This window comes from Phytopseudomonas punonensis (assembly GCF_900142655.1).
Lineage (GTDB): Bacteria > Pseudomonadota > Gammaproteobacteria > Pseudomonadales > Pseudomonadaceae > Aquipseudomonas > Aquipseudomonas punonensis.
Genome location: NZ_FRBQ01000017.1, coordinates 1 through 15,564, shown reverse-complemented (window position 1 = coordinate 15,564; position 15,564 = coordinate 1). Strand labels below are relative to the sequence as shown.

13 protein-coding genes and 1 tRNA gene are annotated in these 15,564 nt (G+C 57.3%); all 14 read right to left on the bottom strand.

Going from position 1 to position 15,564, the window contains the following annotated elements:
- Positions 1-113 (bottom strand): GTP-binding protein (locus BUC40_RS22415; protein ID WP_244154210.1); only part of this gene is annotated, 113 nt, incomplete at its 3' end.
- 31 nt (positions 114-144) lie between these two features.
- On the bottom strand, positions 145-2,250 hold the full coding sequence (gene fusA, locus BUC40_RS22410; protein WP_073269012.1) for an elongation factor G: 2,106 nt from the start codon (positions 2,248-2,250) through the stop codon (positions 145-147).
- Between the two features lie 30 nt (positions 2,251-2,280).
- Positions 2,281-2,751, bottom strand: a complete 471-nt coding sequence (rpsG, locus tag BUC40_RS22405) for a 30S ribosomal protein S7 (RefSeq protein WP_073269011.1) — start codon at positions 2,749-2,751, stop codon at positions 2,281-2,283.
- Between the two features lie 118 nt (positions 2,752-2,869).
- Positions 2,870-3,241 (bottom strand): 30S ribosomal protein S12, encoded by a 372-nt coding sequence (gene rpsL, locus BUC40_RS22400; RefSeq protein WP_003186084.1) that lies wholly within the window; start codon positions 3,239-3,241, stop codon positions 2,870-2,872.
- 157 nt (positions 3,242-3,398) lie between these two features.
- Positions 3,399-7,598, bottom strand: a complete 4,200-nt coding sequence (gene rpoC / locus BUC40_RS22395) for a DNA-directed RNA polymerase subunit beta' (RefSeq protein WP_073269010.1) — start codon at positions 7,596-7,598, stop codon at positions 3,399-3,401.
- Positions 7,599-7,659: 61 nt separating this feature from the next.
- On the bottom strand, positions 7,660-11,733 hold the full coding sequence (gene rpoB, locus BUC40_RS22390; protein ID WP_073269009.1) for a DNA-directed RNA polymerase subunit beta: 4,074 nt from the start codon (positions 11,731-11,733) through the stop codon (positions 7,660-7,662).
- Between the two features lie 220 nt (positions 11,734-11,953).
- The gene (gene rplL, locus BUC40_RS22385) at positions 11,954-12,322 is read right to left on the bottom strand and encodes a 50S ribosomal protein L7/L12 (protein ID WP_073269008.1); all 369 of its coding nucleotides are present in this window, start codon (positions 12,320-12,322) and stop codon (positions 11,954-11,956) included.
- A gap of 78 nt (positions 12,323-12,400) precedes the next feature.
- Positions 12,401-12,901 carry a 50S ribosomal protein L10 gene (gene rplJ / locus BUC40_RS22380; RefSeq protein WP_073269007.1) on the bottom strand — a complete coding sequence of 167 codons (501 nt, stop codon included), beginning with the start codon at positions 12,899-12,901 and terminating at the stop codon, positions 12,401-12,403.
- A gap of 212 nt (positions 12,902-13,113) precedes the next feature.
- A complete protein-coding gene (rplA, locus tag BUC40_RS22375) occupies positions 13,114-13,809 on the bottom strand; it encodes a 50S ribosomal protein L1 (RefSeq protein WP_073269006.1) in 696 nt (231 codons plus the stop codon).
- Positions 13,809-14,240 (bottom strand): 50S ribosomal protein L11, encoded by a 432-nt coding sequence (gene rplK / locus BUC40_RS22370; protein ID WP_025167734.1) that lies wholly within the window; start codon positions 14,238-14,240, stop codon positions 13,809-13,811. Before rplK ends, rplA begins: the two co-directional genes overlap by 1 nt.
- A 116-nt stretch (positions 14,241-14,356) precedes the next feature.
- Positions 14,357-14,890 (bottom strand): transcription termination/antitermination protein NusG, encoded by a 534-nt coding sequence (gene nusG / locus BUC40_RS22365; protein ID WP_073269005.1) that lies wholly within the window; start codon positions 14,888-14,890, stop codon positions 14,357-14,359.
- A gap of 13 nt (positions 14,891-14,903) precedes the next feature.
- Complete coding sequence (gene secE / locus BUC40_RS22360; protein WP_073269004.1) at positions 14,904-15,272, bottom strand: preprotein translocase subunit SecE; 369 nt, start codon at positions 15,270-15,272, stop codon at positions 14,904-14,906.
- A gap of 43 nt (positions 15,273-15,315) precedes the next feature.
- Positions 15,316-15,391: transfer RNA gene (locus BUC40_RS22355), tRNA-Trp, on the bottom strand.
- 53 nt (positions 15,392-15,444) lie between these two features.
- Positions 15,445-15,564, bottom strand: a 120-nt coding sequence (locus tag BUC40_RS22350) for an EF-Tu C-terminal domain-related protein (protein ID WP_482811890.1), incomplete at its 5' end; no start/stop codon positions are given.

Genomic DNA, 15,564 nt, shown 5'->3' with positions numbered 1-15,564 from the left:
TCGGAGCAGACACGAGTCAGAGCAGCGGTCAGAGTGGTTTTACCATGGTCAACGTGACCAATGGTGCCAACGTTGACGTGCGGTTTGTTACGTTCGAATTTTTCTTTAGCCACGACAATTAACTCCTAGCTTAAAGGGGCTGAATCAGCCTTGTTTTTTGGTTACAGACTCGACGATGTGCGACGGAGCTGTGTTGTATTTCTTGAATTCCATGGAGTAGCTAGCGCGACCCTGAGACATGGAACGGACGTCGGTCGCATAACCGAACATCTCGCCCAGCGGAACTTCAGCACGGATAACCTTACCGGAAATCGTGTCTTCCATACCGAGGATCATGCCGCGACGACGGTTAAGGTCGCCCATCACATCACCCATGTAGTCTTCCGGGGTAACAACCTCTACCGCCATGATCGGCTCGAGCAACTCACCACCGCCCTTCTGGGCCAGTTGCTTGGTCGCCATGGAAGCCGCCACCTTGAACGCCATCTCGTTGGAGTCGACGTCGTGGTAGGAACCATCGAACACGGTAGCCTTCAGGCCGATCAGCGGATAGCCGGCAACAACGCCGTTCTTCATCTGCTCTTCGATACCCTTCTGGATAGCCGGGATGTATTCCTTCGGAATCACACCGCCCACTACTTCGTTCACGAACTGCAGACCTTCCTGACCTTCGTCAGCAGGTGCAAAGCGAACCCAGCAATGACCGAACTGACCACGACCACCGGACTGACGAACGAACTTGCCTTCGATTTCGCAGCTCTTGGTGATTCGCTCACGGTACGAAACCTGAGGCTTACCAATGTTGGCTTCGACGTTGAACTCGCGGCGCATACGGTCGACCAGGATGTCCAGGTGCAACTCGCCCATGCCGGAGATGATCGTCTGACCAGTTTCTTCGTCGGTTTTGACGCGGAAAGACGGGTCTTCCTGAGCGAGCTTGCCCAGAGCGATACCCATTTTTTCCTGGTCGTCCTTGGTCTTAGGCTCTACGGCAACCGAAATAACCGGCTCCGGGAAGTCCATGCGAACCAGGATGATTGGCTTGTCAGCGTTGCACAGAGTCTCGCCAGTGGTGACGTCCTTCATGCCGATCAGAGCCGCGATGTCACCAGCGCGTACTTCTTTGATCTCTTCGCGGGCGTTTGCGTGCATCTGCACCATACGACCCACACGCTCTTTCTTGCCTTTGACCGAGTTGACCACGCCGTCGCCGGAAGCCAACACGCCCGAATAAACGCGGACGAAGGTCAGAGTACCCACGAATGGGTCGGTAGCGATCTTGAACGCCAGAGCCGAGAACGGCTCGTTATCGTCGGCGTGACGCTCCATCTCTTCTTCCTCGTTATCAGGGTTGGAACCCTTGATAGCAGGAATGTCAGTCGGAGCAGGCAGGAAGTCGATAACGGCGTCGAGAACCAGGGGAACACCCTTGTTCTTGAAGGACGAACCGCAGACTGCCAGAACGATTTCACCAGCGATGGTGCGCTGACGCAGAGCAAGCTTGATCTCTTCGTTGGTGAGCTCTTCACCTTCGAGGTACTTGTTCATCAGCTCTTCGTTGGCTTCGGCCGCAGCCTCGACCATGTTGCCGCGCCATTTTTCGGCTTCTTCCAGCAACTCGGCAGGGATGTCCTTGCGAACAGGAACCATACCCTTGTCGGAATCGTTCCAGTACACGGCCTGCATGTTGATCAGGTCGATCTGGCCCTGGAAGTTGTCTTCCGAACCGATAGCGAGCTGGATTGGCACCGGAGTGTGACCCAGACGCTGCTTGATCTGACCGATAACGCGCAGGAAGTCAGCACCGGCACGGTCCATCTTATTTACGTAAACAAGACGCGGAACACCGTACTTGTTGGCTTGACGCCATACAGTTTCCGACTGAGGCTCAACGCCCGAGGTACCGCAAAACACAACGACAGCGCCGTCGAGCACACGCAGCGAACGCTCAACTTCAATGGTGAAGTCTACGTGCCCGGGAGTATCGATGACGTTGAAGCGGTGCTCGTCTTTATACTGCTTCTCAGAACCTTTCCAGAAGGCGGTGATAGCAGCGGAAGTGATGGTAATACCACGCTCCTGCTCCTGCACCATCCAGTCTGTGGTCGCGGCGCCATCATGCACCTCGCCCATTTTGTGGCTTTTGCCGGTGTAAAAAAGGACGCGCTCGGTGGTGGTCGTTTTGCCAGCATCCACGTGAGCGACGATACCGATGTTACGGTAGCGATTAATCGGTGTAGTACGAGCCATAAAGCCCTCGCAAATTGAGTGACGCTAAAATTAGAAGCGGTAGTGCGAGAACGCTTTGTTGGCCTCAGCCATACGGTGCACGTCTTCACGCTTCTTGACCGCAGCGCCTTTGCCTTCTGCAGCATCCAACAGTTCGCCAGCCAAACGCAGGGCCATGGATTTCTCGCCGCGCTTGCGGGCGTAATCCACCAACCAGCGCATGGCCAGGGCGTTACGACGGGACGGACGAACTTCGACCGGAACCTGGTAAGTAGCACCGCCTACACGGCGCGACTTCACTTCGACCAGCGGAGCGATGGCGTCGAGAGCTTTCTCGAAGATTTCCAGGGGATCGCTGTTCTTACGCTCTTTAACCTTGTCCAGGGCGCCATAAACGATACGCTCGGCAACGGCTTTCTTGCCGCTTTCCATCACGTGGTTCATGAACTTGGCCAGGATTTGGCTTCCGTATTTTGGATCGTCAAGCACTTCGCGCTTGGCTGCTACACGACGTCTTGGCATTTGATAAGCCCTCAAACGGTCTTCAGGTTAGCCCGGAACTGCAACCAGCTTGGTTACGCCCGACCTTACTCTTATCGACTCAATAAAATTAGAAACTGCATTTAGTACCGACGACCGATCACTTCGGACGCTTGGTACCGTACTTCGAACGACCCTGGTTACGACCTTTGACACCCGAGGTGTCCAGCGAGCCGCGAACGGTGTGATAACGCACACCTGGCAAGTCTTTTACACGACCGCCACGGATCAGCACGACGCTGTGCTCTTGCAGGTTGTGGCCTTCACCGCCGATGTACGAGGAAACCTCGAAACCGTTGGTCAGACGCACACGGCAAACTTTACGCAGTGCCGAGTTTGGTTTTTTCGGCGTGGTGGTATACACGCGAGTGCATACGCCACGACGCTGGGGGCAGTTCTGCAGCGCAGGTACGTCGGATTTCTCGACGATACGCTTGCGCGGCTGGCGCACCAGCTGGTTGATAGTTGCCATCTACTAGCTCCACTGTCCGTCTTTCGACGCTATTTATTTACACCATAAATAAATGGCAGGGCTTATGCCCTGCCATATTTAGGGGTGCATGAGTCTAAAGAGACTCGCCCCCCTAGTCAAGATACGGCCCCGACTGCCAGGCAGTCGGAGCACGCTCTCAATTTTCGCTGGAGTTCAGCGCTTCGGTCAGCGCCGCTTCCACTTCGCTTGCGCTCACACGCACCGGCTTGTCAGCCTCGCGACGACGTTTGCGCTCGCTGTGGTAAGCCAGACCAGTACCCGCCGGGATCAGGCGACCCACGACCACGTTCTCCTTCAGGCCACGCAGGTAGTCGCGCTTGCCAGTAACCGCCGCCTCGGTAAGAACGCGAGTGGTTTCCTGGAACGATGCCGCCGAGATGAACGACTCGGTGGACAGCGACGCCTTGGTAATCCCCAGCAGTACGCGGGTGTACTTGGCGATGAACTTGTCTTGCTCGACCAGACGCTCGTTCTCGCCCAGCACCTGAGTCAGTTCCATCTGGTCGCCCTTGATGAAACTGGAATCACCCGACTCGGCAATCTCGACCTTGCGCAGCATCTGACGCAGGATGGTTTCGATGTGCTTGTCGTTGATCTTCACGCCTTGCAGACGGTAAACGTCCTGGATCTCGTTGACGATGTACTTGGCCAGCGCACTGACGCCCAGCAGACGCAGGATGTCGTGTGGATCGCTCGGACCGTCGGAGATAACTTCACCCTTGTTGACCTGCTCACCTTCGAACACGTTCAGGTGACGCCATTTCGGGATCAGCTCTTCGTACGGATCGCTGCCATCGGTCGGCGTGATGACCAGACGGCGCTTGCCCTTGGTCTCCTTACCGAACGAGATGGTGCCGCTGATTTCCGCCAGAATCGAAGCTTCTTTTGGACGACGCGCTTCGAACAGGTCGGCAACGCGCGGCAGACCACCGGTGATGTCACGGGTCTTCGAGGTTTCCTGCGGGATACGGGCGATAACGTCACCGACCGCAACCTGGGCACCGTCAGCAACACCGACGAGGGCGTTGGCAGGCAGGAAGTACTGCGCCGGTACGTCAGTACCTGGCAGCATCAGATCCTTGCCACTTGCATCGACCAGTTTAACGGCCGGACGAATGTCCTTGCCGGAAGCCGGACGATCCTTGGCGTCGAGAACCTCGATGTTGGTCAGACCGGTCAGTTCGTCGGTCTGGCGCTTGATCGTGATGCCCTCCTCCATGCCGACGAAGGTAACGGTACCCTTCATTTCGGTCACGATCGGGTGGGTGTGCGGGTCCCACTTGGCGACGATAGCGCCAGCGTCGACCTTGTCACCTTCCTTCACGGAGATGACCGCACCGTACGGCAGCTTGTAGCGCTCGCGCTCACGACCGAACTCGTCAGCGATAGCCAGCTCACCGGAACGCGATACCGCGATCAGGTTGCCGTCCAGACGCTCGACGTGCTTGAGGTTGTGCAGGCGAACCGCACCACCGTTCTTCACCTGGACGCTGTCAGCAGCCGAAGTACGGCTTGCAGCACCACCGATGTGGAACGTACGCATGGTCAGCTGAGTACCCGGCTCACCGATCGACTGAGCAGCGATTACGCCGACAGCTTCACCGATGTTGATCTGGTGACCACGAGCCAGGTCGCGACCGTAGCACTTGGCGCAGATGCCGTAGCGGGTTTCGCAGCTGATCGGCGAACGCACGATCACTTCGTCGATGCTGTTGAGCTCGATGAACTCAACCCACTGCTCGTCGACCAGAGTACCGGCCGGAACGATGACGTCTTCGGTGCCCGGCTTGAACACGTCACGGGCGATAACACGGCCCAGTACGCGCTCACCGAGCGGCTCGACCACGTCGCCGCCTTCAATGTGCGGAGTCATGTGCAGACCCTGCTCGGTACCGCAATCGATCTCGGTCACCACCAGATCCTGGGCTACGTCGACGAGACGACGAGTCAGGTAACCGGAGTTCGCGGTCTTCAGTGCGGTATCCGCCAGACCTTTACGAGCACCGTGAGTCGAGATGAAGTACTGCAGAACCGACAGACCTTCGCGGAAGTTCGCGGTGATCGGCGTTTCGATGATCGAGCCATCCGGCTTGGCCATCAGACCACGCATACCGGCCAGCTGACGGATCTGCGCGGCGGAACCACGAGCACCCGAGTCGGCCATCATGTACATGGAGTTGAAGGACTCCTGATCGACTTCGTTGCCATCGCGGTCGATGACCTTCTCTTTCGAGAGGTTCGACATCATCGCTTTGGACACTTCATCGTTGGCCTTCGACCAAAGGTCGATCACTTTGTTGTACTTCTCGCCCTGGGTTACCAGGCCGGAGGCGTACTGCGATTCGATTTCCTTCACTTCCTCGGTGGCGGCGTCAATGATGCGCGCCTTCTCATCCGGGATAACGAAGTCGTTCACGCCAATCGACACACCGGAGATGGTCGAATAAGCGAAACCGGTGTACATCAGCTGGTCAGCGAAGATCACGGTGTCCTTCAGACCAACGGTGCGGTAGCACTGGTTGATCAGACGGGAGATCGCCTTCTTCTTCATCGACTGGTTGACCACGTCGTACGACAGGCCAGCCGGCACAACCTGGAACAGCAGCGCACGGCCGACGGTGGTGTCGACGATACGGGTGTTCTTGGTGATAGTGCCGTCACGATCTTTGATGACTTCGTTGATACGCACTTTCACACGGGCGTGCAGGGACGCTTCGCCGGCGCGGAATACGCGGTCGACTTCCTGCAGGTCAGCGAATACGCGACCTTCGCCTTTGGCGTTGATGGCTTCACGGGTCATGTAGTACAGACCCAATACAACGTCCTGAGACGGAACGATGATTGGCTCACCGTTGGCAGGCGACAGGATGTTGTTGGTCGACATCATCAGCGCGCGCGCTTCAAGCTGGGCTTCCAGCGTCAGCGGCACGTGAACGGCCATCTGGTCACCGTCGAAGTCGGCGTTGTACGCGGCACAGACCAGCGGGTGCAGCTGGATGGCCTTACCTTCGATCAGAACCGGTTCAAAGGCTTGGATACCCAGACGGTGAAGCGTTGGTGCACGGTTGAGCAGTACGGGGTGTTCGCGAATCACTTCGGCGAGAACGTCCCATACTTCCGGCAGCTCGCGCTCGACCATTTTCTTGGCCGCTTTGATGGTGGTCGCAAGACCACGCATTTCCAGCTTGCCGAAAATGAACGGCTTGAACAGCTCGAGAGCCATCTTCTTCGGCAGACCGCACTGGTGCAGACGCAGAGCCGGGCCTACGGTAATTACAGAACGGCCGGAGTAGTCAACGCGCTTACCGAGCAAGTTCTGACGGAAACGACCCTGCTTACCCTTGATCATGTCAGCCAGGGATTTCAGAGGACGCTTGTTCGAACCGGTGATGGCGCGACCGCGACGACCGTTGTCGAGCAGTGCGTCGACCGCTTCCTGCAGCATGCGCTTTTCGTTGCGCACGATGATGTCGGGAGCCGAGAGGTCGAGCAGACGCTTCAGACGGTTGTTACGGTTGATAACGCGGCGATACAGGTCGTTCAGGTCGGAAGTGGCGAAACGGCCACCGTCCAACGGAACCAGCGGACGCAGGTCTGGCGGCAGAACCGGCAGAACGGTCAGCACCATCCACTCTGGCAGGTTGCCGGAACCCTGGAAGGCTTCCATCAACTTCAGACGCTTGGACAGCTTCTTGATCTTGGTTTCCGAGTTGGTCTGCGGAATCTCTTCGCGCAGGCGACCGATCTCGTGCTCCAGGTCGATAGCGTGCAGCAGCTCGCGAACAGCCTCGGCCCCCATGCGGGCGTCGAAGTCGTCACCGAACTCTTCCAGCGCTTCGAAGTACTGCTCGTCGTTGAGCAGTTGGCCCTTCTCGAGGGTGGTCATGCCCGGATCGATAACGACATAGCTCTCGAAGTAGAGAACGCGTTCGATATCACGCAGGGTCATGTCCATCAGCAGGCCGATACGGCTCGGCAGAGACTTCAGGAACCAGATGTGGGCAACTGGAGAAGCCAGTTCGATGTGCGCCATGCGCTCACGACGAACCTTGGCCAGGGCGACTTCAACGCCGCACTTCTCACAGATCACACCACGGTGCTTCAAGCGCTTGTACTTACCGCACAGGCACTCGTAATCCTTTACCGGGCCAAAGATCTTGGCGCAGAACAGGCCGTCACGCTCAGGCTTGAACGTACGGTAGTTGATGGTTTCCGGCTTTTTAACTTCACCGAACGACCACGAACGGATCATCTCAGGCGAAGCAAGACCGATGCGAATGGCATCGAACTCTTCGACTTGACCCTGGTTTTTCAGCAAATTCAGTAGGTCTTTCAAGGCCTTTCCTCCTGGCGGAGCAGGCAGCGGGAGTGAAGCCCCGCTGCCGATTCACGTCGTGTTATTCGGTTTCCAGATCGATATCGATACCGAGCGAACGGATCTCTTTGATCAACACGTTGAAGGACTCGGGCATGCCCGGCTCCATACGGTGATCGCCATCCACGATGTTTTTGTACATCTTGGTACGGCCGTTCACGTCGTCCGACTTAACGGTCAACATTTCCTGCAGGGTGTAGGCGGCGCCGTAAGCTTCCAGAGCCCAGACCTCCATCTCCCCGAAGCGCTGACCACCGAACTGCGCCTTACCACCCAGCGGCTGCTGGGTAACCAGGCTGTAGGAACCGGTAGAACGAGCGTGCATCTTGTCGTCCACCAAGTGGTTCAGTTTCAGCATGTACATGTAACCGACCGTGGTCGGGCGCTCGAACTGGTTGCCGGTACGGCCATCGATCAGGCGCATCTGGCCGCTTTCCGGCAGATCTGCCAGCTTCAGCATGGCCTTGATCTCGCTTTCCTTGGCACCGTCGAACACCGGGGTCGCCATCGGCACGCCTTTGCGCAGGTTGTTGGCCAGGGCCAGCACTTCCTGATCGCTCAGCTCGTCGAGGTTTTCCTGACGCCCACCGATCTCGTTGTAGATCTGCTGCATGAACTTGCGCAGCTCAGCGACTTTGCGCTGCTCTTCGAGCATCAGGTTGATCTTCTCGCCCAGACCTTTAGCCGCGAGGCCAAGGTGGGTTTCGAGGATCTGACCAACGTTCATACGCGACGGTACGCCCAGCGGGTTGAGGACGATGTCGACCGGCGTGCCATGCACGTCATGCGGCATGTCTTCGACCGGCATGATCACCGAGACCACACCCTTGTTACCGTGACGACCAGCCATCTTGTCACCCGGCTGGATGCGACGACGGATTGCCAGGTAAACCTTGACGATCTTCAGTACGCCCGGAGCCAGATCATCGCCTTGCTGCAGCTTGCGCTTCTTGTCTTCGAACTTGTCGTCGAGCAGCTGACGGCGGTCGGAAATGTAGGCCTGAGCCTTTTCCAACTGCTCGTTCAGTGCATCTTCAGCCATGCGCAGCTTGAACCACTGGCCGCGCTCCAGACCGTCGAGCACTTCGTCAGTGATCGCAGCACCTTTCTTCAGGCCAGCACCGCCTTCGGCGATCTTGCCAACCAGAGCGGAACGCAGACGTTCGAAGGTCGCGCCTTCAACGATGCGGAATTCTTCGTTGAGGTCCTTGCGGATCTCGTCCAGCTGGCTCTTCTCGATCGAAAGAGCACGCGCATCACGCTCGACGCCGTCGCGGGTGAAGACCTGTACGTCGATGACAGTACCTTTGGTGCCAGTCGGCACGCGCAGGGAAGTGTCTTTAACGTCGCTGGCCTTCTCACCGAAGATCGCACGCAGCAGCTTCTCTTCTGGCGTCAGCTGAGTCTCGCCTTTCGGGGTGACCTTACCAACCAGAATGTCGCCAGGGCCGACTTCGGCACCAACGTAGACGATACCGGCTTCGTCGAGCTTGTTCAGTGCAGCTTCACCCACGTTCGGGATATCCGCAGAGATTTCCTCTGGGCCGAGCTTGGTGTCACGGGCCACACAAGTCAGTTCCTGGATGTGGATCGTGGTGAAGCGGTCTTCCTGAACCACGCGCTCGGAGAGCAGGATGGAGTCTTCGAAGTTGTAACCATTCCACGGCATGAACGCGACGCGCATGTTCTGACCCAGCGCCAGTTCACCCATGTCGGTGGACGGGCCGTCGGCCATGATGTCGCCACGCGCAACCACATCACCTTTCTGCACCAGCGGACGCTGGTTGATGCAGGTGTTCTGGTTGGAGCGGGTGTATTTGGTCAGGTTGTAGATGTCCACACCGGCTTCACCGGTTTCGACTTCATCATCGGCAACGCGAACCACGATACGGCTGGCATCGACGGAGTCGATCACACCACCGCGGCGCGCCACGACGCAGACGCCGGAGTCACGGGCGACGTTGCGCTCCATGCCGGTACCAACCAGAGGCTTGTCCGAACGCAGGGTCGGAACAGCCTGACGCTGCATGTTCGAACCCATCAACGCGCGGTTGGCGTCGTCGTGCTCGAGGAACGGGATCAGCGAGGCGGCAACGGAAACAACCTGCTTCGGCGAAACGTCCATCAGGGTGACGTCTTCCGGCGCCTTGACGGTGAACTCGTTCAGGTGACGAACAGCTACCAGCTCGTCGATCAGCATCTTCTTGTCGTTCATCGTGGCCGAAGCCTGAGCGATCACGTGATCAGCCTCTTCGATGGCGGACAGGAACACGATCTCGTCGGTGACCTTGCCTTCCTGAACAACGCGGTACGGGCTTTCCAGGAAGCCGTACTGGTTGGTGCGGGCATAGGCAGCCAGGGAGTTGATCAGACCGATGTTCGGACCTTCTGGCGTTTCGATCGGGCACACACGACCGTAGTGAGTCGGGTGTACGTCGCGGACTTCGAAGCCTGCGCGCTCACGAGTCAGGCCGCCCGGGCCAAGTGCGGAAACACGGCGCTTGTGGGTGATCTCGGAAAGCGGGTTGTTCTGATCCATGAACTGAGAAAGCTGGCTGGAACCGAAGAACTCTTTCACCGCTGCCGCAACCGGCTTGGCGTTGATCAGATCCTGCGGCATCAGGCCTTCGCTTTCGGCCATCGACAGACGTTCCTTGACCGCGCGCTCAACGCGCACCAGGCCAACACGGAACTGGTTCTCGGCCATCTCGCCGACGCAACGTACACGGCGGTTACCCAGGTGGTCGATGTCATCGACGATACCTTTGCCGTTACGAATGTCGACCAGAGTCTTGAGAACTTCAACGATGTCTTCGCGGCTCAATACGCCCGAACCTTCGATCTCGGTACGACCGATACGACGGTTGAACTTCATGCGGCCTACGGCGGACAGGTCGTAACGCTCGGCACTGAAGAACAGGTTGTTGAACAGGGTCTCGGCGGCATCCTTGGTAGGTGGCTCGCCAGGACGCATCATGCGGTAGATCTCGACCAGCGCTTCGAGCTGATTGGTGGTGCTGTCGATCTTCAGCGTGTCGCTGATGAACGGACCACAGTCGATGTCGTTGGTGTACAGCGTTTCGATGCGTACGACCTGAGCTTTGGCGATCTTCGCCAGCAGCTCGACCGACAGCTCGGTGTTGCACTCAGCGAGGATTTCGCCGGTAGCCGGGTGCACGATCGCCTTGGCAGTGGTACGGCCGATCAGGTAGTCGAACGGTACGTCCAGCTCCTTGATACCGGCTTTGTCCAGCTGGTTGATGTGGCGAGCGGTAATACGACGACCCTGCTCGACGATCACCTTGCCGGCGCCATCCAGAATGTCCTGGCTGGCGATTTCACCGCGCAGACGATGTGGTACGAGCTCCAGGCTCAGGCCTTCGCCTTTAACGTGGAATACGTTGGTGGTGTAGAAAGCATCCAGCACTTCTTCAGTGCTATAGCCCAGCGCGCGCAGCAGCACCGAAGCCGGCAGTTTGCGGCGACGGTCGATACGTACGAATACGGCGTCCTTCGGATCGAACTCGAAGTCCAACCATGAACCGCGGTAAGGGATTATGCGCGCGGAGTACAGCAGCTTACCCGAGCTGTGAGTCTTGCCACGGTCGTGGTCGAAGAACACACCTGGGGAACGGTGCAGCTGGGAAACGATGACGCGCTCGGTACCGTTGATGACGAAGGTACCGTTCTCGGTCATGAGCGGAATTTCGCCCATGTACACTTCTTGCTCTTTGATGTCCTTGATCGCTTTGTTCGACGATTCTTTGTCGAAAATGATCAGGCGCACTTTCACGCGCAGCGGCACTGCGAAGGTCACGCCACGCAGCACGCACTCTTTGACGTCGAACGCCGGCTCGCCCAGGCGATAGCCGACATATTCCAGAGCAGCGTTGCCGGAGTAGCTGATGATCGGGAATACAGATTTGAAGGCCGCATGCAGACCGATGTCGCGGAACTGGTCCTTGCTCGCGCCCTGCTGCAGGAATTCGCGATAAGAATCCAGCTGGATGGCCAGGAGGTACGGCACATCCATGACATCCGGCAACTTGCTAAAGTCCTTGCGGATACGTTTTTTCTCAGTATATGAGTAAGCCATCAGCGTTCCCCAGCTTGGTCACCTGCTTATTTGGCTCCTCCGACGGGAGCAGCCAGAAACTCGTGCAAACCCTAAGTTTGCTCCACCTCGTTGGTGGGTATTTCACGTTCCAGGCCAGGACTATCAAATAGCCGAGTTAGAACGGAAAAAGGCCGGTGGCAAGAGCCACCAGCCGTCAGCCTTATGCGAATAGCGCGGGCTGTAGACGCAAGGTCGTCGCTTACTTGAGCTCGACTTTGGCGCCTGCTTCTTCCAGAGCTTTCTTGGCAGCTTCGGCTTCGTCTTTCGACACGCCTTCTTTAACGATGCCAGGAGCGCCGTCAACAACTGCTTTAGCTTCTTTCAGACCCAGACCGGTCAGTTCGCGAACGGCTTTAATGACGTTCACTTTCTTGTCGCCGGCTTCAGCCAGGATGACGTTGAACTCGGTTTGCTCTTCAGCAGCGGCAGCAGCCGGGCCAGCAGCAGCAACGGTAGCAGCAGCAGCGGTAACGCCGAACTTCTCTTCCATTGCTTTGATCAGTTCAACAACTTCCAGAACGCTTTTCTGGCCGATTGCTTCGATGATGTCTTCGTTAGACAGAGCCATGACTCTAATTCCTGTATTGGGGGACAGTCTTCGCGACCGTCAAATTAAACAAATAAGCGCGAGAACGAATGACGTGCCTTAAGCGGCAGCGGCTTCTTTCTGGTCGCGAACAGCCGCCAAAGTACGAGCCAGTTTGCTGGTAGCGCCTTGAATCACGCTCATCAGCTGGGAAATGGCTTCGTCATAAGTCGGCAGAGTTGCCAGTACATCGATCTGATTGGCTGCGAGGAACTGACCCTCGAACGCAGCTGCCTTGATCTCGAACTTGTCCTGACCCTTGGCGAACTCTTTGAACAGACGAGCAGCAGCGCCCGGATGTTCGTTGGAGAAAGCGATCAGGGTCGGGCCTTTGAACACGTCGTTGAGCACGTCGTACTGAGTGCCTTCAACGGCGCGCTTGAGCAGGGTATTACGTACAACACGTACGTATACGCCAGCTTCGCGGGCCTCTTTACGGAGTCCGGTCATAGCACCTACGGTCACGCCACGGGCATCAGCCACGACAGCGGACAGGGCAGCTTTGGCAGCCTCGTTGACTTCAGCGACGATGGCCTTCTTGTCTTCGAGTTTAATTGCCACGGGTTTACTCCTGGATGTTACCGTTTCGCCCGACCTAAGCCGGACGGCGTTTTGGTGTCTGATTCGGTAAGAATCGGGAGCACCATCTGCGTAGGGTTGAAGATCGCTCTTCGTGTTTGAGGCTTTCGCCCCCTACGGTCTTGGATAGCCCCCGCCAGGCAGGGACCCCAATTTTTTGCGGCAGGCGCACAAAGTGCGCCTGCCGTCATGCATTAAGCGTCCAGCGAACCTTGGTCGATCAGCAGACCTGGGCCCATAGTGGTGCTCAGAGTCACGCGCTTGACGTAGACGCCTTTCGAGGTCGACGGCTTCAGGCGCTTCAGATCAGCCAGCAGGGCTTCCACGTTCTGCTTCAGCTTGTCGGCGTCGAAGCCAACCTTGCCAACGGAACCGTGGATGATGCCGTTCTTGTCGGTACGGAAACGTACCTGACCAGCTTTGGCATTCTTGACTGCAGTGGCTACGTCCGGAGTTACGGTGCCGACCTTCGGGTTAGGCATCAGGCCGCGTGGGCCGAGTACCTGGCCCAGCTGGCCAACAACGCGCATGGCGTCCGGAGAAGCGATGACTACGTCATAGTTCAGGTCGCCGCCTTTCATTTCGGCAGCCAGGTCGTCCATGCCTACGCGGTCAGCGCCGGCAGCCAGAGCAGCTTCAGCGCCCGGGCCTTGGGTGAAGACAGCAACGCGAACGGTTTTCCCGCTGCCGTTAGGCAGAACGGTTGCACCACGAACGACTTGGTCGGATTTACGCGGATCAACGCCGAGGTTGATGGAAACATCAACGGACTCGGAGAATTTGACGGCGGAAATTTCAGCCAGCAACGCAGCAGCGTCGACGAAGCTGTAGGCTTTGCCCGGCTCGATCTTGGCCGCGATAGCCTTTTGGCGCTTGGTCAGCTTAGCCATTACACACCCTCCACGTTGAGGCCCATGCTACGAGCAGAACCGGCGATGGTACGCACGGCTGCATCCATATCAGCTGCAGTCAGATCAGCCTGTTTGGTCTTGGCGATCTCTTCGAGCTGAGCACGAGTCACGGTGCCGACTTTGACAGTGTTCGGACGAGCCGAGCCACTGGTCAGACCCGCTGCTTTTTTCAGCAGAACGGAGGCCGGGGTGCTCTTGGTTTCGAACGTGAAGCTACGGTCGCTGTACACAGTGATGATCACTGGAGTCGGCAGACCAGGTTCCATGCCCTGAGTCTTGGCGTTGAACGCCTTGCAGAATTCCATGATGTTCACACCGTGCTGACCCAGAGCAGGGCCGACGGGTGGCGACGGGTTGGCCTGAGCGGCCTTTACTTGCAGCTTGATATAAGCCGTGATTTTCTTAGCCATTAGCTACTCCAGTTACGGGTTCTAGCGCCGTTAAGCTCCCCGACTATTGCCTGTTTATCCCAGTGACAACAAAACCCCGCAGCCTATGGCTGCGGGGTATGGGATGCGTTTGTCAGTTACGACTTCTCGACCTGACTGAACTCCAGCTCGACCGGGGTGGCACGACCGAAAATGGTCACCGCCACCTGGATACGGCTCTTCTCGTAGTTCACTTCCTCGACGACGCCACTGAAGTCAGCGAACGGACCATCGACAACACGAACCATCTCACCCGGCTCGAAGAGAGTCTTCGGCTTGGGCTTATCACCGCTATCAGCGACACGACGCAGAATCGCATCAGCTTCTTTTTCGGTGATCGGTGCAGGCTTATCGGCGGTACCGCCAATAAAGCCCATCACGCGCGGCGTATCCTTGATCAAGTGCCAAGTCGCCTCGTTCATTTCCATCTGCACGAGCACATAACCTGGAAAGAACTTACGCTCACTCTTACGCTTCTGGCCGTTACGCATCTCCACCACTTCTTCGGTGGGGACCAGAATCTCGCCGAAGTCATCTTCCATTCCGGCGAATTTTACGCGCTCGATCAGCGAACGCATTACATGCTTCTCGTAACCCGAGTAAGCATGCACAACGTACCAACGCTTAGCCACGGGACACCCTATCTCAGCTTACAATAAACGACACAAGCCAACCGAGGAGCGAATCTAGCCCCCAAAGCACCAATGCCATCACCAGGACGACAAGGACGACGATCAGCGTGGTCTGCGTGGTTTCCTGACGAGTCGGCCAGACAACCTTGCGAATCTCGACGCGAGCTTCCTTGGCCAAGCCGAAGAACGACTGACCTTTCGTTGTTTGCAGAGCGATCAGAGCAGCAACAACTGCCAGAACCAATACAGCAACAACACGATACAGAATCGGCTCACCGGAGAAGTACTGATTACCGACCACTCCGGCGACCACAAGCAGGGCCACCGCGATCCACTTCAGCAGATCAAAACGAGAGTCTTTGGCTTCAGCCTTAACATTCATGAACTAGGATCCTGTGAGAAGACACGCCAAATTCGTTAGAAAATGGCAGGTCAGGAGGGAATCGAACCCCCAACCTACGGTTTTGGAGACCGTCGCTCTGCCAATTGAGCTACTGACCTAGAACAAAATCAGGCCGACCATTATGCCGGCCTGACGGGGACAGATCAATCGATTATTCGACGATCTTTGCTACAACACCAGCACCAACGGTACGACCACCTTCGCGAATTGCGAAGCGCAGGCCGTCTTCCATGGCGATCGGCTTGATCAGGGTGACAACCATTTTAATGTT

Excerpts from the sequence above, each read along its gene's own strand:
- fusA (WP_073269012.1), bottom strand. The coding sequence starts at position 2,250 with ATGGCTCGTACTACACCGATTAATCGCTACCGTAACATCGGTATCGTC.
- rpsG (WP_073269011.1), bottom strand. The coding sequence starts at position 2,751 with ATGCCAAGACGTCGTGTAGCAGCCAAGCGCGAAGTGCTTGACGATCCA.
- rpsL (WP_003186084.1), bottom strand. The coding sequence starts at position 3,241 with ATGGCAACTATCAACCAGCTGGTGCGCCAGCCGCGCAAGCGTATCGTC.
- rpoB (WP_073269009.1), bottom strand. The coding sequence starts at position 11,733 with ATGGCTTACTCATATACTGAGAAAAAACGTATCCGCAAGGACTTTAGC.
- rplL (WP_073269008.1), bottom strand. The coding sequence starts at position 12,322 with ATGGCTCTGTCTAACGAAGACATCATCGAAGCAATCGGCCAGAAAAGC.
- rplA (WP_073269006.1), bottom strand. The coding sequence starts at position 13,809 with ATGGCTAAGCTGACCAAGCGCCAAAAGGCTATCGCGGCCAAGATCGAG.
- rplK (WP_025167734.1), bottom strand. The coding sequence starts at position 14,240 with ATGGCTAAGAAAATCACGGCTTATATCAAGCTGCAAGTAAAGGCCGCT.
- secE (WP_073269004.1), bottom strand. The coding sequence starts at position 15,272 with ATGAATGTTAAGGCTGAAGCCAAAGACTCTCGTTTTGATCTGCTGAAG.